Annotated in this window: 17 protein-coding genes; 6 read left to right on the top strand and 11 right to left on the bottom strand. The window is 52.8% G+C overall.

Annotated elements, in window-relative coordinates; all coding sequences use genetic code 11:
* Positions 1 to 9: 9 nt before the first annotated feature.
* Together Q3O59_RS02830 and Q3O59_RS02825 are read left to right on the top strand one after the other, a co-directional pair.
* Positions 10 to 1,977 (top strand): methyl-accepting chemotaxis protein, encoded by a 1,968-nt coding sequence (locus Q3O59_RS02830; RefSeq protein WP_305944143.1) that lies wholly within the window; start codon positions 10 to 12, stop codon positions 1,975 to 1,977.
* 49 nt (positions 1,978 to 2,026) lie between these two features.
* Positions 2,027 to 2,572: a GGDEF domain-containing protein gene (locus Q3O59_RS02825; RefSeq protein WP_305944142.1), complete on the top strand. Its 546-nt coding sequence runs from the start codon at positions 2,027 to 2,029 to the stop codon at positions 2,570 to 2,572.
* Between the two features lie 80 nt (positions 2,573 to 2,652).
* Here the strand turns inward: Q3O59_RS02825 and folE are convergent, their stop codons facing one another.
* Both folE and Q3O59_RS02815 read right to left on the bottom strand, forming a co-directional pair.
* On the bottom strand, positions 2,653 to 3,300 hold the full coding sequence (gene folE / locus Q3O59_RS02820; RefSeq protein WP_305944141.1) for a GTP cyclohydrolase I FolE: 648 nt from the start codon (positions 3,298 to 3,300) through the stop codon (positions 2,653 to 2,655).
* A gap of 90 nt (positions 3,301 to 3,390) precedes the next feature.
* Positions 3,391 to 3,744 (bottom strand): DUF2750 domain-containing protein, encoded by a 354-nt coding sequence (locus Q3O59_RS02815; protein WP_305944140.1) that lies wholly within the window; start codon positions 3,742 to 3,744, stop codon positions 3,391 to 3,393.
* Between the two features lie 142 nt (positions 3,745 to 3,886).
* Here Q3O59_RS02815 and ettA point away from each other — a divergent pair, with 142 nt between their 5' ends.
* Positions 3,887 to 5,548, top strand: coding sequence for an energy-dependent translational throttle protein EttA (ettA, locus tag Q3O59_RS02810; protein WP_305944139.1), 1,662 nt, complete (start codon positions 3,887 to 3,889; stop codon positions 5,546 to 5,548).
* Between the two features lie 23 nt (positions 5,549 to 5,571).
* On the opposite strand, the gene Q3O59_RS02805 is transcribed toward ettA, so the two are convergent.
* From Q3O59_RS02805 to Q3O59_RS02795, 3 genes are all read right to left on the bottom strand, one after another.
* Positions 5,572 to 5,994, bottom strand: a complete 423-nt coding sequence (locus Q3O59_RS02805; protein ID WP_305944138.1) for a CBS domain-containing protein — start codon at positions 5,992 to 5,994, stop codon at positions 5,572 to 5,574.
* 116 nt (positions 5,995 to 6,110) lie between these two features.
* The gene (locus Q3O59_RS02800; protein WP_305944137.1) at positions 6,111 to 7,304 is read right to left on the bottom strand and encodes an amino acid aminotransferase; all 1,194 of its coding nucleotides are present in this window, start codon (positions 7,302 to 7,304) and stop codon (positions 6,111 to 6,113) included.
* A gap of 14 nt (positions 7,305 to 7,318) precedes the next feature.
* Positions 7,319 to 8,032, bottom strand: a complete 714-nt coding sequence (locus Q3O59_RS02795; protein WP_305944136.1) for a GAF domain-containing protein — start codon at positions 8,030 to 8,032, stop codon at positions 7,319 to 7,321.
* A gap of 94 nt (positions 8,033 to 8,126) precedes the next feature.
* Between Q3O59_RS02795 and Q3O59_RS02790 the strand changes: the two genes are divergently transcribed.
* Complete coding sequence (locus Q3O59_RS02790; protein WP_305944135.1) at positions 8,127 to 8,519, top strand: translation initiation factor; 393 nt, start codon at positions 8,127 to 8,129, stop codon at positions 8,517 to 8,519.
* A gap of 182 nt (positions 8,520 to 8,701) precedes the next feature.
* Positions 8,702 to 9,385 (top strand): PEP-CTERM sorting domain-containing protein, encoded by a 684-nt coding sequence (locus Q3O59_RS02785; protein ID WP_305944134.1) that lies wholly within the window; start codon positions 8,702 to 8,704, stop codon positions 9,383 to 9,385.
* Positions 9,386 to 9,430: 45 nt separating this feature from the next.
* On the opposite strand, the gene Q3O59_RS02780 is transcribed toward Q3O59_RS02785, so the two are convergent.
* Genes Q3O59_RS02780 through Q3O59_RS02770 form a run of 3 tightly spaced genes read right to left on the bottom strand, consistent with a single transcriptional unit; the run spans position 9,431 to position 16,834 of the window.
* A complete protein-coding gene (locus Q3O59_RS02780; protein ID WP_305944442.1) occupies positions 9,431 to 10,711 on the bottom strand; it encodes an amidohydrolase family protein in 1,281 nt (426 codons plus the stop codon).
* 29 nt (positions 10,712 to 10,740) lie between these two features.
* Positions 10,741 to 13,851, bottom strand: a complete 3,111-nt coding sequence (locus Q3O59_RS02775; protein ID WP_305944133.1) for an amidohydrolase family protein — start codon at positions 13,849 to 13,851, stop codon at positions 10,741 to 10,743.
* Positions 13,852 to 13,873: 22 nt separating this feature from the next.
* Positions 13,874 to 16,834, bottom strand: a complete 2,961-nt coding sequence (locus tag Q3O59_RS02770; RefSeq protein WP_305944132.1) for a bifunctional diguanylate cyclase/phosphodiesterase — start codon at positions 16,832 to 16,834, stop codon at positions 13,874 to 13,876.
* A gap of 210 nt (positions 16,835 to 17,044) precedes the next feature.
* Between Q3O59_RS02770 and Q3O59_RS02765 the strand changes: the two genes are divergently transcribed.
* Positions 17,045 to 17,506: a c-type cytochrome gene (locus Q3O59_RS02765; protein WP_305944131.1), complete on the top strand. Its 462-nt coding sequence runs from the start codon at positions 17,045 to 17,047 to the stop codon at positions 17,504 to 17,506.
* Positions 17,507 to 17,545: 39 nt separating this feature from the next.
* On the opposite strand, the gene Q3O59_RS02760 is transcribed toward Q3O59_RS02765, so the two are convergent.
* From Q3O59_RS02760 to Q3O59_RS02750, 3 genes are all read right to left on the bottom strand, one after another.
* Positions 17,546 to 18,199 carry a cytochrome b/b6 domain-containing protein gene (locus Q3O59_RS02760; RefSeq protein ID WP_305944130.1) on the bottom strand — a complete coding sequence of 218 codons (654 nt, stop codon included), beginning with the start codon at positions 18,197 to 18,199 and terminating at the stop codon, positions 17,546 to 17,548.
* 304 nt (positions 18,200 to 18,503) lie between these two features.
* Positions 18,504 to 19,277, bottom strand: a complete 774-nt coding sequence (locus Q3O59_RS02755) for an SEL1-like repeat protein (RefSeq protein WP_305944129.1) — start codon at positions 19,275 to 19,277, stop codon at positions 18,504 to 18,506.
* Positions 19,274 to 26,176, bottom strand: coding sequence for a toxin TcdB middle/N-terminal domain-containing protein (locus Q3O59_RS02750; protein WP_305944128.1), 6,903 nt, complete (start codon positions 26,174 to 26,176; stop codon positions 19,274 to 19,276). The genes Q3O59_RS02755 and Q3O59_RS02750 overlap by 4 nt, the downstream gene beginning before the upstream one ends.
* Positions 26,177 to 26,192 lie beyond the last annotated feature (16 nt).

Genomic DNA, 26,192 nt, shown 5'->3' with positions numbered 1-26,192 from the left:
GAATCCATCATGGCGACTTTCTACCGCTTGCTCTGCAACATGACCGTACAGAAAAAATTATTCAGCGGCTTTGGTTTGGTACTCGCCATCCTGCTTGGAATCAGCTGGCTCAGTATGCAAGCTCTGAGCAGCCTGAGCGAGCGCTTTGCGCTGTTGAATCAGGTTAAAACCATCAGCATTTTGGTCGGCGAAGCCCGGCAGCAGGAAAAAAACTTTATGCTGCGCCTCGATGAGCAGTATTTAACAGAGGCCAATGCACTGATTGCACAAAGCATAGAGCTGGCGGACAGTGCCTCGGCCGCTTTTACCACCAGCGACAGCATTGCCCAGATGCAACAAATGCAGCAAGAGGCCAGCCGTTATCAGCAGGAGCTGGCAACTTATCTGGAGCTGGAGCGAACCAGCCAGCTGCGGCAGCAACAAATGGAAGAAAATGCCCGCTATGCCTTAAACGTCTTTAACCAGCTGGAACTGCAATTGCGCGAGCAAACTATTGGGCTTATCCAGGCGCAAGGCGATCAGGCCAGCATTCAGAGCCTGCAGCAGTCACAGCTTGCCAGCGATGCCGCCCGGGCCTTGCTGGAAGCTCGTCGGTTGGAGCGCACCTTTGTAATGAGTGAGTCACTGGATGATTACAACGCTTTGCAGCAACAACTGGGGTTGGTTGAGCAGTACAGCCAGCAACTGCGGCAAAGTGGCTTGCACCGCAGCCTGTTGACGGAGCTGGACTACAGTCTGGAGCAATTGCAACAATACCAGCAGTACTTTACCGAATTCCGTCGCTTGGTCGAAGCGGCCAATACATCGGAACAACAACTGAATACCCAGGCCAGATTGGTGGTAGACAGTGCCGAGCAATCGCTTGAGCGCCAACTCGGCCAAATGCAGCGTCAGGAGCAGCAGCTGCGTTGGGTGCTGTTGATAGCCAGCAGCATGGCACTGTTGCTGGGCATCGCTGCCGCCCTGCTTATCACCCGCTTGATTGTGCTGCCACTGCAGCAAGTGGTCGCTGTCGCCAATAAAATTGCCGATGGCGATTTAACCGAAGATTTGCACAGCGATCGCAAGGATGAACTGGGCCAATTGACCCAAGCCATGCAGCGTATGACGGTCAGTTTGCGTCAGTTGATCCTGCGATTATCCAGTGGCATTACCCAACTGGCCAGCTCGACCGAGGAAATGGCGGTAATTTCTCAGCAAACCAGCGCCGGTGTCAGCCAGCAAAAAGTAGAAACTGAACAAGTAGCCGCGGCGATGAATGAAATGACGGCGACGGTCCAGGAGGTTGCCCGCAGCGCGGAAGAAGCCTCCAATGCTGCAACCCAATCGGCCGAGCAAGCAGAGCTGAGTAATCAAATTCTGGACAAAACCATGTCCGGCATTAAGCAACTGGCAAAAGATGTCAATCAATCGGCAAGCTCCATTGCCGAGTTGCAGGAAGAAGCCAACAGCATTGGCTCGATTTTGGATGTTATTAGCAGCATTACCGAGCAAACCAACCTGCTGGCCCTGAATGCTGCCATTGAAGCAGCACGCGCCGGTGAAGCAGGCCGCGGCTTTTCCGTAGTCGCAGATGAAGTGCGGCAACTGGCCACCCGGGCCCAGGCATCGACCGCGCAAATTGACGATGTGATCAAACGGCTGCAGCGCAAAACCGAACTGGCGGTCGCGGCCATGCAAGCCAATACCGAGCTGGCAAACAATGTGTTTGAATCCACCGACGATGCCAGCGATGCCATCGAAAGTATTTTGCAGAACATTCAGAATATTCAGCAAATGAACCAGCAAATTGCCGCCGCTGCCCTGCAGCAAAGCACCGTGGCCGAAGAGATCAATCGCAGCCTGACCAATATTCAGGTCGCTACCGAACAGTCTTCGGTGGCGATTGAAGAAACCGCCAAAACCAGCAGCACCTTGAGCCAATTGGGGTTGGAACAGCAGGAGCTGGCACATCAGTTCCGTCTATCCGCCGCTTAGTCCAACCGGCTGGCAGCCCATGCTGCCAGCCATTGCAAGGAGGTGCACCATGCTGGAGTCAACTCCATTCGCAGCCAAAGCCCAGGATCCACTCACCAAACTAGCGAACCGTGCCTTGTATCTAAATACATTGGAAACCGTCGTTCACAGTTACAACGAAACCAAGTTGCGATTTGGCTTGTTTTTGATCAATCTGGAAAACTTCAAGCAGCTCAACAAATCAACCAGCTACCACTTTGGCGACCTTGTGCTGCTCCATGTTGCGGAGCGGCTGCAACAACATTTCGGCCCCATATACGAGCTGGCTCGGGTAGGTGGTAATGAATTTGCGGTACTTTGGCCACTGTTGGCAACCGGGGAGGATACAACATCACCCGACCTTAGCATTGCAGCCACACAACTGTTTAACCTGATTGCACTTCCCATTAAGAAAAGCGGTTATCATTGCGAACTTGGTATCAAAATCGGCGTCTGTTTATTGGATCCCAAGCTTAATGCCAAGCAGTGGCTGCAAGGGGCTGAGATAGCACTTAGACATGCTCAAAACGATGCTGAAAACCACTATCATGTCTATTATCAGCATCCTACGCAATAGTGATTTGCCGCAGCACAGCGATAAAAAACGGCAGCCGTAAAGCTGCCGTTTTTTATCGCTTACGCCTTTTCGGGTAAAAATTAACTTAACCGAGAAAAGAACTCTGCCCGGGTACGGGCGTCTTCACGGAAGGAGCCACCAAGGGCCGTGGTTTGAGTTTTGGAGTTGGTGTCCATCACCCCACGGGCTTTGACGCAGTAATGCACCGCTTCAATGCTGACGGCCACATTGTCGGTTTCCAGCAAGGTTTGCAGTGCTACCAACACCTGCTCGGTTAACCGCTCCTGCACCTGAGGGCGCTGGGCAAAAAAGCGCACTATACGGTTGATTTTCGACAGGCCAATGACTTTTTGATCCGGAATGTAGGCGACAGTGGCATTGCCATCGATGGTGATAAAGTGATGCTCACAAGTGCTGGAGACACTGATATCCCGCACCTTGATCATCTCTTTGACATTCATTTTGTTGTCAATCTGAGTGACCTTGGGAAAATGACGGTAATCCAGCCCCGAGAAAATTTCGTCGACATACATCTTGGCAATGCGGTGCGGCGTTTCCGCCAGGCTGTCGTCGGCCAAGTCCAGCCCAAGGGTCTGCACCACCTCGGTCATCAGCGCCGAAATTTTCTGGTATTTCTGATCACGCGATAAGCCGGTATCCAGCATCGGCGTTTCCAGGCCTTTTTCCTCAAGCGCGCTACGAACGCGAATGGCTTCTTCAGATAACATAACTTTTCCAAAACAAGGGGATTCTGCCCCTTTATACAGCGGTGCCCTCAGGCTGGTTCAGCCAAAGCCAAGCCAATCTGAAATAACCGCTTATTGTACCAGACGCAACGCCGCCAGCAAAACAGTCGGCTCGACTTCCGGCCCGGTTAAGTCCTGATCCCAATTGGTGCCAATCAACAGGCCGTCGTCGTACATTTCTTTTAGCCAGGCATCGCAAAACACATCCAGTGGAATCGCCTCTGGCTGGTAACTGGCCCACTCATCACTGCAATGGGCTTTGGCATCGGCCTCGGAGGACCAAAACGGGATCACATCGGTTTCTTCGTATTCGACCGACTCCACCACCAATAAGTCTTCACCTTCGGCCAGTGCATAAACCACCCCATTGGTTTTTGCGGCTTCGACAAACTGTTGGTATTTCGGATCATGCTGTGCTTCAGACATAAGGCTTCACAAAGTTGGCTGTCATAGCGTCTATTAGAACAGAAATCAGGGGCAAAGTGCCAGCCTTATCGGCTAGCCCGGCTTCACGATCTGCGGCAAATCACGTACAATCCGAGCACTTGCAACCAGGAAGATGGACGCTATGGCACAGTACATTTACACCATGCATCGGGTCTCAAAGGTGGTCCCACCGAAAAAGACCATTTTAAAAGACATTTCATTGTCGTTTTTCCCCGGCGCCAAAATCGGCGTGCTGGGCTTAAACGGCGCTGGTAAATCCACCCTGCTGCGCATTATGGCGGGCGTGGATCAGGATTTTGAAGGCGAAGCCCGGCCACTGACCGGCACCAAAATTGGTTATTTGCCGCAAGAGCCGGTACTGGATACCAGCAAAACCGTGCGGGAGATCGTGGAAGAAGCGGTCGCCGATGTGAAGCAAGCCTTCACCCGGCTGGATGAGGTCTATGCCGCTTATGCCGAAGAAAATGCCGATTTTGATGCACTGGCCAAAGAGCAAGGCGAGCTGGAAGCCTTAATTCAGGCCAAAGATGGCCACAACCTCGACAATACGCTGGAGCGGGCCGCCGATGCGCTGCGCCTGCCGGCCTGGGATGCCAAAATTGAGCATTTGTCCGGTGGTGAGCGCCGCCGGGTGGCCATATGCCGCTTGCTGCTGGAGCGCCCGGACATGCTGCTGCTGGACGAGCCGACCAACCACCTGGATGCCGAGTCGGTGGCCTGGCTGGAACGCTTCCTGCACGACTACCCGGGCACTGTGGTCGCCATTACCCACGATCGGTATTTCCTCGACAATGTCGCCGGCTGGATTCTGGAACTGGACCGTGGCTACGGCATTCCATGGGAAGGCAACTACTCATCCTGGCTGGAGCAAAAAGAAGCCCGTCTGGCGCAGGAAGAGCGCAGCGAGCAGGCACGGCAGCGCTCCATCAAGCAGGAGCTGGAGTGGGTACGCACCAATCCCAAAGGACGTCATGCCAAGAGCAAGGCGCGGATGGCCCGCTTTGAAGAATTGCAAAACTCCGACTTTCAAAAGCGCAATGAAACCAACGAGCTCTTTATTCCACCTGGTCCGCGCCTGGGTGACAAGGTACTGGAAGTCAGCCACCTGCGTAAAAGCTTCGGCGATCGCTTGCTGATTGAAGATTTAAGCTTCAGCATTCCGAAAGGGGCCATTGTCGGAATTATCGGCCCGAACGGTGCCGGTAAATCGACGCTGTTTAAGATGATCACCGGCTCCGAGCAGCCAGACTCCGGCAGCATTGAGCTTGGCGATACCGTGCAGGTGGCGTCGGTTGAGCAGTTCCGTGACAGCATGAACGCCAAAAACACGGTTTGGCAGGAAATCTCCGATGGCCAGGACATCCTGCAGATTGGTAATTTTCAGCTTCAGAGCCGGGCTTATGTCGGTCGCTTTAACTTTAAAGGCAACGATCAGCAAAAGTTTATCGGTGATTTATCCGGTGGTGAGCGCAACCGGGTGCATTTGGCCAAGCTGCTGCGCGCTGGCGGCAACATGCTGCTGCTGGATGAGCCGACCAACGATTTGGACGTAGAAACCTTGCGCGCTTTGGAAAACGCCTTGTTGGACTTCCCCGGCTGCGTCATGGTGATCTCGCACGATCGCTGGTTCCTTGACCGTATTGCCACCCACATATTGGATTACCGTGATGAAGGCCAGGTCAATTTCTTTGAAGGCAACTACTCGGATTACGAAGCCTGGATGAAAGAAACCCTGGGTGCTCAGGCGCTGGAGCCGCATCGCATCAAGTACAAGAAAATCTAAAAGCCTGACAAAGCAGCCACGCTCTACTCCGGACGTGGCTGTTTCTTTTCCAGCGCCTGCATGATATCGCGCCAGCTGACAATACCCAGCGGCCGGTTAAAACTATCCACCACCGGAATGCAGGAGACCCGCTCCCGGTTGAACAGCCGCACCGCATCCATCACTTCGGCGCCAACCGACAGACTTATCGGTTGACGATGCATCACCTGATGCACCCGCTTCTTCAGGGTGGCCAAGTCTTTGGTGGTCTCGGCCGCCGTGCCTAAATTAGGGCTTAAGGCTTTAAACAAGTCACGATCTGAAATCACCCCAAGCAGTTGCTGCTTCTCGACCACCAGCAAGTGATGGAATTTCACCTGATCGAAAATCTCTTTCACAACTTCAAGGGTGTCATCTGGCGACACGCTAACCGGATTACGGCTCATTAACTGAGTAATTGCTGGCATTGACAGCTTTCCTGTGGTGTTCTCTGTTCTAAGTGTATGATCATTTGCCAGAAAAACAAAAGCCGCAGCACAACCTATCAAGGCGTCACTGCGGCTTTTGCAATGGCAGAACGAACTTACTTCAGCACAGCAGCAACCGACTTGGCAAAGTAATCGATGTTGCTGTGGTTCAGACCGGAAATGCTAACCCGGCTGGAACCCACCATGTAGATGCTGTACTCATCCCGCAAGCGATCAATTTGCGCTTTGTTGATCCCAAGAAAGCTGAACATCCCATGCTGACGAGTGATAAAACTGAAATCCTGTGCAATGCCTTCGGCTTTAAACTTATCGACCATCAGTTGGCGGTAATCATTGATGCGGTTGCGCATCTCAGCCAGCTCTTGATGCCAGAGTGCGGTCAGCTCATTGCTATCGAGAATATGACTGACAATAATGGCGCCATGCGCCGGTGGCATCGAGTAAATGCTACGCACCACACTAAGTAGCACTGAGCGGGCAATTTCGGCGGCTTTGCTGTGCTCTGTTAACAAGGTGCAAGCACCAATGCGCTCACGGTACAAACCAAAGTTTTTCGAGCAGGAGCTGCATAAAATCAGCTCTGGCACTTCCGCGGCCAAATGGCGTAATCCGGCAGTGTCTTCATCCAAACCAGCACCAAAGCCCTGGTAAGCCATATCCACCATCGGGGTAAAGCCCCGCTCTTTTGCCAGTTCGGTAAAACGCTGCCACTGAGCAAAGGTCAGGTCCAGACCGCTTGGGTTGTGGCAACAGGCATGCACCAGCACCACGTCACCCGGCTGTACTTGCGCCAGCTCGGTAAACATGGCTTCTTCTTGCAAGCCTTTGGTGTCGTAATCGTAGTAGCTGTATTCTTTGACCGTCAGGCCGGCAGCCTGAAACAACGAAATATGGTTGGCCCAGGTTGGTGAGCTGACCCAGATGGTCGCAGCCGGATTAGCGCGCTTAATAAATTCGGCGGCAACCCGCAAGGCACCGGTTCCGCCCGGAGTGTGAGCCGTGGTCAAACGACCGGCCAGCAGTGCAGGATGCTGCTGGCCAAAAGCCAGCTGCTCAATGTGGCGGTTAAAGCCCAGATCACCGGCCATGCCGATGTAAGTCTTGCTGTCTTCTTTGGCCAGACGCAAGGCTTCGGCTTTTTTCACGCACTTGAGTACAGCCGTATGGCCCTGCTCGTCCTTGTAGACGCCTACACCTAAATCAATTTTTTGTGGATTTGTGTCCTGCTGATAGGCAGCCATCAAGCCAAGGATGGGATCGGTTGCCACTGGCTGTAACTGAGAAAACATAGTGCTCACCTGTGTTAATCACTGCATGGTTGAACTGCGGCGGGTAAATAAGCGGGTACCATTAAACAAATGGCCACCAGCAAAGTCAGAGTCGCAGCGTTAAAGACATCTTTGTTGAATGCTTCAGCATCAATAATGCCGACTATTTTGCCTGAATGGTCGAACAGTGGCAAACAGGCTTCAGCCTGAACTTTGGGGTCGCAGCTGTAATACTGTCCCCCTGAAGCCAGGTAGGCAGGTACATCGTTAATGACCCGGGCTTGCCCGCTCAAACCGACACTGCTGTTGTTGCTACTCAGGGCAAAGACTTCGTTCAACGGAAACTCGGCTCTGGATGGCTCGCCGTAGTAGGCCAATTTGACCAAAACCGGCTGTGGCTTAAGTCTCGCCTGATAAATGCCGAACCACTCCAGCCCGGTCCGCTGCTCAAAGGCCTGGCAAAACAGCTGCAGTTGTTGCAAAGCATGCTCTGTGTCAGCTTTTTTTCCACCCAAAGTTAGCGCCAAATCGTAAGGCTCTGCGGCCAGCTCCCCAAACAGTGAGCAAGCGCCGCCTTCACCCAGCTCAGGAACCGGGTACTGCCAGCGTACACTTGGCCGCACGGCTTCATCCAGAAAGTGCTCCAGCCACTGAACGTCGCGTGCGATATCGTGTTCATCAAGTTCTTGCTGAAGCTGAAGACCGCTTCGTTGCAGGTACTGCTGGATCAGGGGGTTGCACTCAGACATTTTAGACATCCAGATTTCTAAAAAATAGTGCGCCATTTTAGGCAAAAAATGGCAAAATGCCAATAAGATTTCACTCCCAGCTCACGGAGTTATCATGAGCCGAAAAACCATTTCACTGGCCGACTGGCAACAACAGGCCGGAATCAGCCCGGAAGCAAAGGATAGTCCACCAGAACAACTGGTTTACAGCACCGACCAGGGGCGCATCAAAGCCGAAAAAAGCGACGACATGCATGCAGGCTCACCGGATGGCAAAGTTCGGCTGCAGCGGCAGACCAAAAAACGTGGCGGTAAAGCGGTCATCGTAATCAGCGGCATCGCTGGAACGACAGAAGAGCTGCAAGCGATTTGCAAACAGCTAAAACAATTCTGTGCTTGTGGTGGCAGTGTCAAATCTGGACAAATTATTGTGCAAAATGACCAGCGTGATAGAGTAGAAGCAGCACTTAGACAACTTGGGTTTAATTCTGTCTGGTCAGGCGGTTGAGCGCGCTGTCCGTTTTTTTTACAACAAAATCATTCGTGCTGACAATTCGCCGAAACCAACATCATAATATACTGTTATTAAAGGAAAAGCATTTTAAGGCATGTTTTTTGCATAAAAATTAGCCATGAAGTGAGGATGCTATGGATGCTCCCCGTCGTTATTGAGGTTTAAAAGGAATCATTATGAAGTTGAAGCCATTGTTCACTACTGCCCTGACTCTGGGTTTACTAGCAAGCTCTGCTCATGCCACCATTATCGACTACCAATCCGGGACGCGCTTCGAAGTGCAACAAGTGATTGAGTTCAGTACAGGCGCAGATTTGCATGGTATGAATGTCACCGCTTGCTTCCTTGATCTGAGCTGTCAAACTGTAAGTTTTAACGGTACTCTGGAAGACCCCATCGATGGAGATGCAGATGTATATGGTGCTGCCATTGGTGATGGCTGGAAACTTAGTTTGGCAGGTGATAGCTTCTTAAATGACTTCGTATTTAATACTACCGTTGCAGTAACCAAGTTGCATTTGAATGGTGCTTCGGGCAATACAGTATTTGATGCTAAATATATAGAAAGTGATACAGCATCAGGGACTCCGGGCTCTCAGCGCGGTGCTTACTTTACACATATTAGTGGTATCGAACCAACAGAAGTCGTTTACAGCAATGAGGTGTGGTTCAATGGTAACTTTTATTATGATTTATACACCAGCATGTCAATTTACTTTGGCTTAGAAGGTGCAACCGGCGAGATGGTATTTTTTACCGATACCGATCAAGCCAGAGGCTTGCAGGTTCCTGCACCAGCAACCTTACTGCTAATGCTAGCCGGCTTGGCTGCTTTGCGTCAGCGTAAATCTAGGAAATAATCTTTCATTGTAAAAAAGGGTGCAAATTTGCACCCTTTTTTATTGTTAACGCGCTTGATAGCGCTGCTGATATCGCCGATGCAGCTGTTTATGGCGGTTATCCAGATCCACTGCCCTGCCATCAATCCACATCTGCTCTACCTGATGCCCAAGGTAATCAAAGATATCCCCGTCCGACACCACCAGGGTGGCACTTTTACCAACTTCAATGGAGCCCAGCCGATCGGCAACCCCGGCAATAGTTGCGGCATCCAAAGTCAGGGCTTTTAAGGCATCTTCGGCACTTAAGCCATAGCGGGTAACATGGCCGGTCGCAAAGACCAGATTGCGGGTGTCCCAAAAGCCATCCAACGATAGCGCAATTCGGACACCAGCATCGCGCAGGATGCCGGGGGCGGTAAAGGCCTGGTCGTAGGCTTCATCACCACGGCTTGGTAAACCGAACGGAGCAGTGTAGATCACATCGACCGAAGCCGCAGCCAGTTCATCGGCCATGCGCCAGCTGTCACGTCCACCGACAATCACCAGCCTGGCTTGATAACGCTCAGCCAACCGCATCGCCTGGCGAATTTGTCGCAGGTCATCGGCATGAACAAAGAGCGGTAGCTCGCCGCTGAAAAAAGGCATCATTCGGTGCCAGCGCGAGTCCAGACCACGGTTCAAGCCGGCTTGTTCAGCCTGATAGTAGGCATGCGCCTGCTCAAAGTAATGATGCAATTGCTGCAATTGCTGCTGCTGTTGTTCACGCTGATGCTCCGGGCTTTGGCTGCTGCGCCAGCCACGCTGAATGCTCATCGATGGCCAGTTCACATGCAGCCCCACCTCCGATTGCACCAGCGCATCTTGCCAGTTCCAGCCATCCAGTTGCATCAAAGCTGAGCGACCGGTGATCATCGAGCCTGAAGGGTAAATCAAGCTGTGAGTAAAGCCATTGCTGCGAATGGTTGGAATAACGACGGAGTCCGCATTAAAGGCCACTTCGACCCGCAGATCCGGGTTGGTCGGGGTGACTTCACGATCATCGCGAGTCGCCCTTACGGCCTCCACTTCAATCAACCCCAGCTGGTTTATCAGCGCCAGCAACCCCGGGTACAGATGTTTACCAGTGAGGTCCTTGGTTTGGGTGTTTGGCGGCAGCGATAAATTACGACCTACCGCAGCAATTTTGCCATCGACCAACAACACATCCTGCACAGCAGGTGTTGCATCCACCACCGTATGCACCAGCGCATTTTGCAACAAAATAGGCTGCTGCTGCTCTGCACCTGGCACCGGGTTCACTGCCAGTACCCAAGGCGCCAGCAGCATCATGAGCATGGGTATCATCCATTTAACACCGAAAGTTAGCTGCTTCATTAGTGTGCTCCTCCATGGTGATGGCCGTGCTGGTGAAAGTGTTGATGGCCAAAGCGGATCTGCAACCAGTCATGGTGATCATCGCAGTGCCAGATCGGATCTTCATCCTTATAGCCTTGCTGACTGCCTTGCCGTGCCGACTCGCCCGCGGTCAGAACTTTCTGGATCAATTGGTAACGCTCTTGCTGCAGCTGATCTCGCATGGCCAGATCGGCAGCACGATCAAAGTAGCGCGCACCCTGGATCCAGGTTTGCTGCACCTGACTGTACACAGACAGCGGATGCCCATCCCACAACACAAAGTCCGCTTCTTTACCGACTTCAATTGAGCCCACCTTATCGTCAATTTTTAATTGGATCGCTGGGTTGATGGTGACCATCTTAAGAGCCTCATGTTCATCCATACCACAGTACATCACCGATTTAGCCGCTTCCTGATTCAGGCGGCGCAACAGCCCCGGGTCGTCCGAGTTCACGCTGACATTCAGTCCCTGCTCATGCATCAGGCAGGTGTTGGTCGGAATGGCATCATTGACCTCCATCTTAAATCCCCACCAGTCGGCGAAAGAAGAGACAGTGGCACCGTGCGCTTTCATCTCAGAAGCGACTTTGTACCCTTCCAGAATGTGGGTAAAGGTTTGGATGTGAAAGCCCATATCTTCAGCCAATTCCAGCAGCATCAAAATTTCGGATGCAACGTAAGAGTGGGTATGAATATGACGCTCACCATTTAAGATTTGCACCAGAGTTTCCAGCTGGTAATCACGGCGTGGTGGCACCACTTTGGCCCGGTCACGGCGTGATAACCCCTGATAGGCCTGCCAGCTCGCTTGGTACTCTTTGGCGGCCTGGAATTGATCGCGGATAAAAGTCTCAACCCCAATTCGGGTTTGCGGGTAACGGGTCGAGAACTGAGCTCCCCAGTTGGACTGCTTCACATTTTCACCCAAGGCAAATTTGATGCTGGGTGGGGCATTTTCAAATTTCATGCCCTCGGCATCCTGGCCCCAGCGCAGCCGCAGGATCTGTGCCTGACCACCAATGGGATTGGCACTGCCATGCAGCAGCTGCACCGCGGTGACACCACCAGCAAGGCCACGGTAAATATTGATGTCATCCGGGTTGACCACATCCCCAAGCCGCACTTCAGCGGTATTGGCATGCGAGCCTTCATTGACGCCCTGGGCTGTAGCAATATGCGAATGCTCATCAATGATGCCGGGGGTCAGATGCATCCCGGTCGCATCGATCAGCGTATAGCCACGCGGCGTTGACAGCCCCTGACCAATCCGGTGAATACGGCCATCACGCACCAGAATGTCGGTTTCGGTCAGAACACCGGCATCGGCCGCTGTCCAGATGGTGGCGTTTTGAATGTGCAAGTTTTGCTGGCGCGGCAACTCAGTGAAACCAAAAGCGCGGTTCGGAAAGGTTAACTGCGACAGCAAAGGTGCGGGTGCTGCTGCTTCTTTCGGCCCATCAGCAGGCAATGCGTGCCGCTGCGTTTGCACCGCCTGGCGCTGGCCGTCGGCTTTTAGCCAATGACCACTCAGCACTGAGTCGGCAACCATGCCGCTAAACTGCAACACTTCGGCACGGCCCAACCAGTCTTGCAATGGCAAGCTAAATTGCAGTTGCGGCCCTTGCTGCTGAAGATGCTCCAGCTTAATGCGCTGTTCACCGACTCGAAGCTCACCTTGCAGCCGACCTGGCCGCCCGGTCAGGTGAAGATCAGCGCTCTGGCCTTCAACAGAGATTGCATAACGCCCCGTCAAGTCAGCAGCCTCGACCTGATGCCGAACCGGTTGACCACGTAACCAGGTCGCAACAATTTCACCATCGGCAAACAGATTGCCGCGGCTTACCACCAGATCGGCCTGATACCCAGCTTGCACTTTGCCTAGCTGGGCATTCAAACCTAACAACTCAGCAGGCACTGTAGTTAAGGCAGCCAGAGCCTGCTGCTCGGTCAAGCCATGGCCGATAGCCCGCCTTAAGTTGGGCCAAAAATCTTTTTTCTGCTCCAGACCATGACTGGTCAGCGCAAAACGAATACCGGCGCCAGCCACCGCAGCAGGGTTGGCTGGTGCCCGTTCCCAATGCCGTAAATCGGCCAGGCTGACATCCAGCTGCGCATCGGCGTAATGCACGTCCGGCGCTGCCGGAAAATTCAATGGCAACACCAGAGTCCGATTGCTGGCTTTGATTTGCTCCAATCGGCTGTATTCATGGCCAGAGCCCAGCATCGCCACTCGCTCTATACCAAACTCAGCCAATAAACGATGCGCTCGAAGCAAAGACTGTTCGTCGCTGGTTTCAAACAAGATGCCCTGGTTGGGAAGGTTGGCTAAAGCCGCCAAAGCAGCATTGTACTCAACCGGCTGACTGTGAAAGCGCAAATCCGTTTTGCCGTAAGCTTGCTGATACCAGTCGGCATCCGACAAAGTCTGTCGGATCAGTGCAATACTGCCCATCAGGGAGGAAGGATAGCTTTGCGTTGAACTGCCTTTACTGAACGACATAAAGTGCTGCCCGGTCGCTTTTAGCACCACCTCATTGGCCAGACCGTCTTTTAACGATGCCACCACACCGGTGCCTCGAAAGATACCATCGTGCCTGGCGGACTGCACCGTAGTAAAGCCTTGCTCCAGCAATGGTTTAGCTTGTCGGGCATCCGGCTTAAACTCATCGGCCCAGCGACGCTCGGCGTGAATCGCTGCATTACCAGCATTGCCACCACGACGCTCGTTGTCGTATTGTGGCGGCTCACCAAAACGAAACCCCGCCCCCGCTTTTGCCTGCTCTACCCCATACTGGGTAAAGGGGTCGATAAAACCGGCATAAATGTAGTGGCCACTCATATCCTGCTGCTGGTAACCAGCCGGAACGGGTCCTGATGCCCGAACCGATTCAATGACGCCATTGCGGATAAGCACGGTGGCATTTTCAATGGTTTTGCCTGGTTCTGTCGTGACGGTGGCATGGGTTAAAGCAATCAGATTGGGGGTCTTGTCCCGGATCCCCAACTCCGGCGTCGTTTGGGCAGCATAAAGAACAGGCGATGCCAATGCAATGGCAACCACCCCCACCCGAGGAAGCTGTTTAATCATGTTCGTGTTCCTGATGTTGGCATCAATTAATTGTGTAGTGCAACTGACTCAACTCTTGCTCGGCCAGGGGCATACTGAAGTAATAGCCCTGCACCAGAGCGCATTGATGTTGTTTTAAAAACGCAACCTGCTCGGAGGTTTCAACGCCTTCGGCGACCACCCGTAAATTCATTTGCTGAGCCATGGCGATAATGGCGGAAACAATATCCTTATCGTTCTGATCCTCTGGTATATCCTGCACAAAGGAACGATCGATCTTAAGCTCATCCACCGGGAAGCGTTTTAAATAGCTTAATGATGAATAGCCTGTACCAAAATCATCGATAGATAAAGAGACCCCCAGCTTTTTCAACTGATTTAATTGATGAATAGCCGCATCGGTATCACCCATCAACATGCTTTCGGTAATTTCAAAGATAATACGTTCAGGCTCAACGCCGGTTCGCTGCAATACCCGCTCTACGGTTTCAGCCAGACTATTGTCTTTAAACTGACGTACCGACAGGTTGATGGACAGATCCACATTCAAGCCACGACTGCGCTGTCGAGCCAAAAAGCGGCAACCCTCCCACAACACCCACTCGCCAATCTGCACAATAAGCCCTGTGCTTTCAGCAACCGGAATAAAACGTGCCGGTGGTACCAGGGTGTTGTTTGGTCTAAGCCAACGTAGCAGCGCTTCGTACCCAACCACGCGCTGAGTGGTCAAATCAATTTTGGGTTGGTAGTACAGCATAAACTGATGCTCACGAATGGCTTCACGCAGCTGACTTTCCAGCTCCAACCGCTCTTTGGCCGCCTCGTTTAAATCCTGACTAAAGAAATGAAAGGTGTTCTTACCCCGGGCTTTGGCTTCGTACATCGCCAAATCGGCATGTTTTAGCAGCAGCTCCTCTTCACCGGCATCCTCCGGCGCCATGGTAATGCCGATGCTGGCGCTGATAGCCACTTCCTGAGAACCCAGCTTTACCGGCATCGAGAACGAATGCTGTAAATTCTCAGCAATCAGCGCGGCTTGCTGCCGGCTGTCCACACCACTTAAAATTACGGCAAATTCATCACCACCCAAGCGCGCTATGGTGTCTTCATCCCGCAGCCGACTGGTCAAGCGCCTGGCAACTTCTTTCAATAACTCATCACCGGCATCGTGCCCTAAAGTGTCATTAATGAGTTTGAATTCATCCAAATCAAAATAAAGCAGCGCGAAGGCATAGTGGCCGCGCTGCGACATCGCCAACGCTTTTCGCAGCTGCTCTCTGAAGTAGCCCCGGTTGGCCAGGCCTGTCAGCACATCAAAGTAAGCCAGCTGCTCCATTTTTTGCTGGCTTTCCTTAATAAAAGAAATATCCTGCAACGCGCAGACATAATTGGTAACCACTCCTTTTTCATCCCGAATGGGCGCAATCGCCATTGACATCCAGCATGCTTGTTCCTGGTGTGCCAGGATAATATCCCCCCGCCAGTGGTGGCGGGACAAAATTGTCTGCAAAATGTCTTCGCGGGCAAAAGCCATTTCCGGTGACAGCAAGTCTGTCAGCGGCTTGCCTTCGGCCTCTTCCATCGGAAGCAACAGTAAATCAACCAGAAACGGATTCAGGTACTCGATACGAAGCTTTGCATCGGTCAGTACAATGCCGGAGCTGGAAAAAGACACCGCCTTGGTCAGTTTTTTGGTAGAGCGCTCCGCTTGCTCTTTTTCGGCGATCCGGGTATTGAGCCCCTTAAGCAGCTCATTGATTTCATCCGACATTCCTTCGACGGCACGATTTAATACACCGATTTCATCGCTGCCTTTATCCAGATTCAACAGGTGGTAGCCGCCTCGCCCCATACGGACTACCGCGTCAGAGACCCGCTTTAACCGTTTGAGGACCAAGCGGTAGATAAAAAACTGCAGCAACAGAGCCACAATGAGGGCTATCAACACAAAGAAGGCCACCATTTTGGATTGAATGGCTTCAAGGGTCACGAAGGCATCTTTCTTCGGGCGGTACACCGTTAAAAACCAGCCAAGACGCTCGACCGGTGCAGCTTGCAGCAGGTAAGTTTCACTTTGCGCGCTACGAAATGCCTGCTGTTCGGGACTGGCCAATACACTGCTCTTGAAGTCTTGCAACTCGCTATCCTGCAGCTCCATACCTTGCAGCAAAGTATTCATCCGGGCATCCCGGCCAGGTTGATGATCGGGCACCAGCAATAAATTGCCACTGCGCTCAAACACCATCAGTCGGTGCTGCCTGCCCAGTTGCGCTGGCGGTATCAAGTCCGCAAAAAGCTCATCCAGTAGGTAGTCGGAACCCGTCACGCCGACAAATTCATCACCAAAATAAACCGGGATAATCAGGCTGATCATCCATTGTTGCCAGATATCGTCAAAATACACCGGTGTCCAGCGCGGTACCCGGGCTGGATTGTACTCCGGCATAGCCAGTCGGAAAAAAACATCCTGATGAAAATTATGATCGGCATCAATCGCCATCGCCCAATCCGATGGTGAAATGCGGATAAAGTGATCCTGGCTGATAAAGTAAAAATTAAAAAAGTCTTGCCGCATCATGGCGGCCAGTGCCGGCCAGTCACGGCTGGTGGCATCGAACCAACGCTCTGCCTCCGTGCCCCGCTTTCTGGCAGGCAAAAAAGCACCGGATACCTCATCCTGCAACCGAATGGCACCATCGGCATGCTGAGGCAAGGGGGGCCTGCTGTTAGCCTGATGCTCCCGCAACGAGCGCGTCAGCAACTGGTTGGCCATCAATGCTTTTTTTTCTTTGCTGGTAATGAGTTGCTCGACATGGCGCGCACTGTGCTGCGCCAGCAGGGTTAGGCTGGTTTTCTCCTGCTCCAGCAACACCGCCCGTTGCAGAAACAACACCGCCCAAAACACCACTACACCCGCGGCGAGGGTACACAAAAAAACCAGCAAAGCCAGCTTCACACTGAGCGAGCGCACTCCGGTAGGTTTTTGTAATTGCAGTTCTTTCACGCAAAAAGCCTGTTGTTGTTATGCTGCGGGCTACGACTTGTTGACCAACTAAACTGCCTGGTCAACAACCACCTTAAGGTACTACACTTTTGGCTGCAAGTCCCTTAGTATAGGTTGAACAAATAACACAGGGAGGAGTAGTCGATGTCCCTGTAACTCCATGAAACGGCTACTGGGCTGTTTCAAAATGGAAACCACCAAGGAGCGTCCATGAAAAAATCACTAATTGCCATTGCCTTACTCTGTTCTGGAATCGTTTTTAGCCAAAGCAGCCACGCCAATGCCTTCGTCAATGGCGAAGACGCCGTGACCTACCGCCAGGCGACGTTTCAGGCTATCCGTTTTAACCTGGTAGACATCAACGACATGTTTAGGGGCAATGTGCCATACGATCTGGAGCGGGTGCAGCGCCGGGCCGAAGCCCTGGCAACCTTAAGTCAGCTGCCGTGGGAAGCCTTTAATTTCCCGGGTGCCGATCATGCCAGCGGCAAAGTCAAAGCCGCCTTGTGGCAAAACCTGGAAGACTTCAACCAGCGCGGTGAAAAGTTTGCCGCCGATGCTGCGGCTTTGCACCAGGCCGCACAAGGCGGGGAACGTCGTGAAATCCAGGGCGCTTTTCGCGAGTTTGCCAACAACTGCAAAGCCTGCCACGACAACTACCGGGCAGACTAATCCAACACCACCACAGGGGCTTGCCCCTGTGGTCTTTTATCAAAAGCTGAGCATACGAATCAGATCCGCACCTTGCCACCAATAAAACCCTAGCCAGAAGATCACCACCAACACAAAGTAGCTCCAGCTGTTTTTCAACGGCTGCGCCGACTGGCCCGGTACCGCTCGAAGTTTGCCATGCAGCATGCCCATTATCACATTGTGGTGCCGCCTACTGTGCCAAAGCGCTGCGGCCACATGCACCGCCACCGCAATCAACAACACATCAATGCCCACTTTATGCCAGCGTGTCGCCAGCGACACCGTGTCACTGGAGACATAACGCACCAAGGGGCCGTCGGTAAAGATATGATCCGTGGTCATTAAACCTGAAATAAACTGCAGCAACACCAGCAGCAGCAGGGCAAAAATCATGTAAGAAGAAGCCGGGTTGTGCCCCATCACCGCTTGCGGCTGTCGTAAATAGCGCCAGGCTTTTAAGGGACTGGCGGCAAAACGGTGAAAGCGAGCGCTGGGACTGCCATAAAGCCCCCAACAGATCCGAGCCAATAATACGGCTGCCAGGCTATACGCCAGCAGCTGGTGCCACTCCATCAACCCTTCGGTACCGGTGTACCAAAGCCCGGCCAAGAGCAGCAGCTGACTCCAGTGAAAAAATCGCACCGCCGGATCCCAGACTTTTTCCATCTTCATCGCTCTCTATTCCCGCAAACCCCTGATTTGATGCAAAGAGTTTAGCACAGGCCGGTTTTGAAATGGATGCAGAGTATAACCGTAACTGCTTAGCAACCGGTGGAGCCGAGCCCGAAGATATGAAAGTAATGCACCGAGCTGGTGTTGTTGCTGCGCCGCACCACCCGGGCAGCCGCCCCAGAACTTGTGCTCGATGATACCACCCGGCAACTGCACCCGCTCGTACAGGCCATCCAGCAGCAGACTGTCGGTGACTTCCCCTGCTTTTTATGAACGGGGGCCGCACGATTCGCGAACGGGGTATCTAATCATTTTGCTGAGAAGCTTTTTCATAGCTCTTCCATAAGCTAATAGCTCGTTCATGCCCTTCTTCAATAGCTTTAGTCCAATGCTGCACAGCCTTAGCAGAATCATAGTGTGCGGTTCTTTTATCCATGTATATTTCAGTCAAATAAAAGTGCCTATCACCGGATAACTCAATAAAATCAAATTCTTCCAGAATAGCAATCGCATCAGCCGTAAGGGCATGTTGCCCAGTAGCAACTGATTTCAAGTGAAGATAATGCCCATAATAGAGTACAGCTTTCTCGTACCCATTTTTATAAGCGTTTTCCAGAAGCTGCACCCCCTTTTCACTATCGTATTTACCTTGTCTTGAGAGAGTAAATAAGTTGATCATCGCTAGATTCACACCATTTGACGATGCAAACTCGAGTAACTCAATACCCTCCTCCAAATTGTAAACTCTTTCATTTGAAATAAATAAGCTACCAAGCAAAGCAGCAGCTTGTTCATTCCCCATTTCAACAGATTGCTTAAGATAGCTAACAGCTTTTAAGATGCTATGAAATGGTGATGCAGAATCAAGATACAAATATGCAACAATAAGACTCGCCTGATCTATACACTGTGGATACTTCGACAAAATCAACTCAACTGATTCATCTTCAGGTATTTGAAAATATTTTCCAAAATTACTTAGTTCATTTTCTGTAATAACTTGTATATCGCACATATCTGCTTGCGTTATGCAAGCAACACCAAGCAAAGATAAAGCTATAAATATTTTTCTCATCATTTTGAATGCCTTATGTTTGGACCTCTATTTGCATCTGCATACAGAACCTCAGAAATTACAACCTTCAGATGATGCCAATTACTCGCCACATTACTACTATAAGAAGCGGTTGCTCGTAACGGTCCAAGACTGGCATGCCCTTGCATTCCCGCACGCCCAGTACTATCAGCAAAAACACTCCCTCGTGCACCAGCATACCTTGAGCTAAACCCAGCCCCCAGATCAAATATTATTTTACCATCAGTATCAATTGAAAAGCCGGGACCTGCTAGCATTGAATATGAACCAGAAAGCTTCGATCCATCAAACTGAACGTAGTCATTTCCTACCTGAAGATCAAAAGACAGCTGCCCACTATCCCAATTTTGCTCCAAGTATTCTTCTGGTGACAACCCGCCAGTCAAAGATGGGCGCGAATAATGATTATACAAAGCCTGCATAGCCCCAGTAACAGCGCCATTCGCAAACTTACCACCCGCTATCACCGAAGCGGTGCCGCCGATGGTGGCGGAAATCACCGTGCCGCCCACTACGTTTTGCGCAAAGCTGGCATCCATAAGCGGGGTGCCCAGCCCTTTGGTCACCCCTGCGCTAAAGAAACCATGGCCAAACTTGCCGCCTTGCAGGCTGCTGCTAACCCCACCGACCATCGCATGCGAAAAGATTTGACCGGCTACCTGGCCCGCGGTTAATAGGTTGCCACCAAAATCAAGATAATTCCCAAGCTGGGCACCATTGAATACCACATTATCCACATTAGCGGCACTTAAATCCGAATAAGAGCCGCCAATTTGCTGAATCGTCCAGGCTGTGCCAAAGGTGATTAAACCGGTACGAAGCCCTGCACCTAAACTGCCGGTCATGGCAAAGCTCTGAGCACCGGCGTAAACACCGCAAACAACCGGCCCTCCGGCCATGCAAACACCAATCTGCACCGCAGCATTTAAGTACTGATTTCGCCCAAGCTCCCGCAGCACTTTGCGTGTTCCTGTGCCTTCCATCACGCCTTTAAGGGCTTTCTTCACAAAGTTATAGCCACTGGGATCGGTATAACTCATCGGGTTATTCAGCACATAGCTGTAGCGGTTGTAGTTTTGCATATTCAGCGGGGCCTGAATAAAGGGATCCGGCTGCATAAAACGGCCAACAAAGGGGTTGTAAGTACGCCCGCCCATATGCACCACTTCAAACCCCTTCACCATCCGGTGGCCGGTGTAGCCACGGCTGTCGCCCGGTAAGCTGTAGCTGAGCATTACACTGCGGGTATGCACCGCGTACTGCCGCCCCCAGGGATCATAAGTCAGCTGCTGCAAGACATTTTTGGCTTGTGAGGTCACCGCTACAGTGGAGCCCAGCCCATCACTGTGGAAATAATGCACCGAGCTGGTGTTGTTGCTGCGCTGTACCACCTGGGCATTGCCGACCCGGAACTTGTGCTCGATGACGCCACCCGGCAACTGCACCCGCTCGTACAGGCCATCCAGCAGCAGGCTGTCGGTCACTTCCCCGCCGCGCACATCCCGCTGGCGGTACAGCTCGCGATTGGGGCCGTACCAGAACTCGGTCTGGTCGCTGCCCTGGGTAATGCGGCTCGGCTTGTTAAAGGCGGTGTAGGTAAAGTTGTGCCTGCCATCCGAAGTCACATTGCCGTTGTTGTCGTAGCTGAAGTTGTAATAGCGGGTACCGGTATGATCGCTATTTTGCCAAATACCAGTCAGGCGATGATGAATGCTGCTGTGGTACTTGTAATGCCCGGTACCTTCCTTGTGCATCAAGCCACCACGATGGTTGTACGTGTATTCCTGCGACATCCGCATGCTGGCAGGCAGGCTGTTGTACTGACTGCTGCTACCAAGATTGCTGATGGTACGCCGTCTTAGCCGGTAACGGGTGTCGTAACTAAAGACCTCTTTAAAATTGGATTGATGACCAATGCCAAATTGCTGGGTGCGCTCCTCGGTATTGCCAACCAAGTCGTACTGGTAGCCGGCGCTGTACAGCAAGTTGCTGTCCAGCTGCACTTCGGTATAGTCCAGCCAGCCACTGGCGTCGTTCCAAACCCGGCTTTCACGGGCCCCATTGGCATAGCGGGTGGTGGTCACCTGACCGCGGCTGTTGAAGTGGGTGTGGCGCTGATAAATTCGCCCTGTGTTGTTATCAATCCAGCGCACCGGGGTGCCGTAGTCGTACTCGGTGCGCACAGTCAGTGCCGGTGTGCTGCCGCTGATGGCAGGGTAGTCCAGCTCTGCCAACCGGTTGCTGCTGTCGTAGCGGTAACCAAAACGGTGGCTCTGGCCCAGCGTTTGAATCAGCTTATCCTGCAACAGCGCCCGGCTGTTGTAGCTGTACGTTTCCTGGTACACCGGAGTGCTGGTGGTGCTGCAAGCCACCGAGCTGCTAAAGCTGCGCACCCGGGTTAACTGACCGCGGTTAAAATTGGCTGCCGAAGTGCCATAGGTCCAGCAGGTGGTACCAGATGGATCGCGCCGCCGCACTTGCCGGCCGGCGCTATCGTATTCCCATAATGTGACCTGGCCTTTGGCATCGGTTTGCGACAGCAGCTCACCAAAGGCATTGTGGCTGTAGGTCCATTCGCCGGTGTCCTGATCGATGGTGTTGATTTTACGGCCGTATATATCGTACTCGATGGTCTGGCGGTTAGAACGGGCACCGCCAACATGGTTGTAGGTGCGGGTGGTGAGTACCTGACCATAGGCGTTGTAACTGAACTGCACATAGTTGTTGGCCGCTTCCTTGCTGATAACGGTTTGCCCCAGGTAGTTTTTTTCAACCCGGCGATGGCGGCCCCGCGCATCGGTGTAGCGGGTCAGGTAACCGAGGTAGCGAATGTGCTCACTGCCACCACTGGCCAAGTTGGTGCTCTTCAATCGGCCAAAATTATCGTAACTGTACTCATTGAAATACAAGGACTGCACGCCTTTGCCCGGCACATACTCCTTCTCTAATTGCCCCTGGTTGTTGTAGCTAAGCCTTACCAACGACCAGCTACCATCCGGCAGTTGGGTTTGCTGCTCGATTTGCCGGCCAAAACGGTCCAGCCATTGCCGCTGCTCTGGCTGTCCTGCACCAAAGCTTCTTATCCTGAGGTAAGCGCCAGGCACCGCCGAGCAATTGATATCGCTGCAAAAGCGCTGTTCGGTATTGCGTGCAACCCAAGGATCACTGCTGGCCTGCCCTTTGGTTTCCCGCCGCCTTTCCTGCCCCAGCACATTAAAATGCACCTTGCTGATTTGATTGTTCGCATCCTGGCTGCGTACCGAGATAATTCGTCCTGTGACCGAACTCGGCGCCAGGTCGTTGTAGCGGTAGGTAGTTCGAAGGCCCGCTGCATCGGTCCGGGCCGATACGAAGCGGAAACGCCCTTCGTACTCGGTAGTGTGGCTGCGGGTTTGTTGCTCGCTGCCACTGGCATTGATGCCCGCAGTGACATCCTGCCGCGTTATCAGACCAGCTGCGTTGTAGTGGTAGCTGGTTGTGTGACGATATTTGGCATTGTCCGGCGCTAGCTCTTCTGTTTCCAGCATCAAGTCGTTGTTGTAGCTAAAACTGCTGCGGCGACGTATATCACTGCTGACACTGCCATTTTCGTATAGCCGTTTTCGCACCACGCTTAGCGTTAACCGGCCATAGCGCTGATACAAGGGGTTGTTATCACCATAGGTGTTGGTGGTGTCGGTGCGCAGCGAGTTCTGTTCATTGTGGGGATCGTACTGCCGGATGGTCGAACTGGTCAGGTTGCCATGCGCGTTCTGGCTAAAGGTGCTGACAACCCGGCTCAATGCATGCAGATTGCCGTCACTGTCCAGCTGGTTGGACAGCTCTTCACTGCTTGATACATAGACATAGCGGCCACCCGAGTGGGTGCTTCTGTTGGTCAGCTGGTTGGTCGCCTGGCTCAGTAAGTGCTCACCATAATACTGGCTGGTTACTTTTGGCATACCGGTAAAAGGCCAGCGTTGATGGTACTGGGTTTCGGTGACGATACCGCTTTGCTCATCAGTAGTTCGCAGTACTTCAAACCCCAGCATGCCACGGCCTTTGCGGTGTAGCAATAAACCGCCATACTGATAGCGCACACCAAGCCAGTGGGACGGCTGCACCTGAGTACGCACCCGTGAGACCAGGGTGATGCCTGCCCTGGGCGACAAATAGTCGCCATTCACCCGCTGCGACGAGTCCTGGCGGAAATAGACCTGGCTATTGGTCATTGGCACATAGGTCACTTCGGTCTGCACACCAAAGCTGTCATGAAAGGTGCGAATGACGTGCTCCTGAATTCCGGGACGGCTAGCCCGGAAAATTTTCCAGCCACTGTCGTTGGTCGCAGTCAGCAAGTCCAGCTTGCCGTCGCCATCGACATCGGCAAACTGAATGCTGGCGCCCGAGTCGAAGGTCCGCTCGCCCCGTTTTTCAAAGATAACTTGCTCATGGGTTAAGCTGGGCCGGGACAAAAAAATCGCCCAGCGATTATCGGCAATCGGCAGCAGGATATCGATGCGGCCATCCTGGTTCAGATCAAGGAAGTGGGTAAGATGAGCACGCTGATTGCTGGTGCTGAGGCCGGTGCTGCGAGGCGGCAGGAACTGATTGCCATTGGATAACCGGTAATGCCAGGTGGTGCCGATGCGGTAGACTAAATCGGTATAGCCATCGCCATTCACATCCAACATAGCAGCTGAACGCAGATCAGCCGAGTAACGAACAAAGCCCTGCCCAGGGATAAAAGACTCCGCGCCTACTGTTCCAAGATTCGTTTGGTGTGAAAATCCAAGATGCTCCCCGGCGTGGCTCAGCCCAAGATTGCGGTACATCTCAAAACGGCCATTGCGGATAAAGAGGATATCCTCCAGGCCATCGCCATCGACATCCGCGACATAAACCTGTCCTTCCAGGCCATGAGCAGTTAACTCAGTGTTGATTAATTTGTAGTGATGACTGATGGTCACTGGCTCGCAGTGCCGGTGCACCCCGCCATTGGGTTCGCACACCGTATGGGTGCTGGTCGAAGGCTCCAGGGTCATAATGTGCCAGGGGTGACTGGCACCATTTGCCACCAACAGGGCGCGCTGACCATTGCCGTAGTAGTCGATGGTCTGCATAAATTGGCGCTTATTCACACCAGTGGCCGCCAGAGTTTGCTCATTGTTGTAGCTGAAACTGCTATTACCGCGGCGGATCCGCCAGCGTCCGTCCCGCACATAGACCATATCGGCAAAACCATCGCCATCCATATCAATCAGCTGCTGATAGGCTCTGTCGACCGAGCTGCCCCGTTGCACAAAGCTGCCCAGAAAAGGCTGAAAATTCTCTGTGACCGGCTCCTGCCAGCAATAGGTGGGAGCCCCTGGTTCATTGACACAGCGCTCAACGGTACTGGTTGACTTTGGCGGAGGTCGTTGCCAGTCAAATCGCAGCGCCGGGAAACAACCGGTATTGCCATTATCGGCGCACTCTTGCACCGACAGCAGGTAGTTCTTCTCCTCCAACACATGGGAGGCGAAATAGTTCAGTCGGTACTGACGAAACCAGCTACCATCGACCCGGATATTGATATTGCTCAGTAACTTGCTAAGTAGCACCTTCTGACCGGCATACCAGCCACTGCTGATTTTGGGGTTGTTTTCATACTCAAAGGAAACCTCGGCAAAAGGGGGCCGGCCAGGCCGACCGGTATACTGAATGGCTCTTAGGTAGTGCTCGCCGCGAGCCACATCTTTGTGGTAGCGGTAAAGAATGTAATTGCCTTTAACATCGCGAACAGCTTTCAGCGCCCAGTGACGGACCACAGCACTGTTGCTGGCGGACTCCAACACCGCATCGGTGGATGTTTCTGTGCTGCCACCATAGCGCTGCAGCGATAAGGCCAATGAGCGGCCCATGCTGTCGTTACCGCTGACGGCGCCGACATCGCCATAATAATGAATTTCACCGGACTTGGTTTCAACAGTAAAAGCCCTTGGGCTTTGGCTGTTGCCACCGTGAGCGCGCACCACCGAAAACTCATCAATCTCGGTGTGGTAGCTGGCAGCTGTCCAGTACTGGTTGTCGGTACGATTCACATCACTGGCCCGGCCATCGCTGACCAGCCGTTGTCCATTGAGGCAAAGGCGATCGGCCCGGCTCAAACTGATCCGGTGTTGACTGCCATCCTGCACCAGGTTTTTAGGACAGCGACTAATCGCGGCCTGGCCGGTAAGTTGCCAGCCGCGTCCAAGGTAGCCATCGCCACCATGACTGCTGTAAAGCAACCCTAACTCCGGCTGCACACCAGCAATGCCATCGGGCAAACTCAGTGGGAGATGATAGGTCGCAGCACCGGACTCATCCACCCGAAAACTACCCGCAGAATGGCCCACCAGCAGGTTGGCTGAACTGCTCATTGGCTCCAGACCATCGGATGTCCAGGCATGGAGTGTTTCACGGTAGGGGATGGCTTCATCGGTATTTAGCAGCTCAGACGCCTGCAGGGTTGGAGGATTCCGATAGGCATTTACTTGACGCCCATCGGAAAAGAGCAGACGCCAGGGGGCTTGCTCAGAATCGCTGGCGATAATCTGCTCCAGCCCTATGGCATTGAATGGATCAAGCTTTAAGGAGGCGATCTCCTTCGCGCTGACTGGTTGCGCAAGCCAGCGTTGCCCATCCCAATGAAAGCGCCACCAAGCAGGATCTGTTTCCGATGGATGGAGTGCAGCTGCCGTTTCACCGGTTGGGTACCACACTTGAGGGGGTTGCCAATAAATGGCATCTTTAGTATCAAATAGAAACCCCAGATGGCCAGGCAGACTGCCTTGAGCAGCTTTTGACTGTAGAAGCATGCCAAAAAGCATCAGGGAAGCGAGCAGCCAGGCTGCACAGTGATGACGACACCATGTCATGGTTGCACTCCTTTGC

The sequence above is a fragment of the Alkalimonas delamerensis genome (assembly GCF_030717955.1).
Lineage (GTDB): Bacteria > Pseudomonadota > Gammaproteobacteria > Enterobacterales > Alteromonadaceae > Alkalimonas > Alkalimonas delamerensis.
This window is presented reverse-complemented; position numbering and strand designations above follow the sequence as displayed.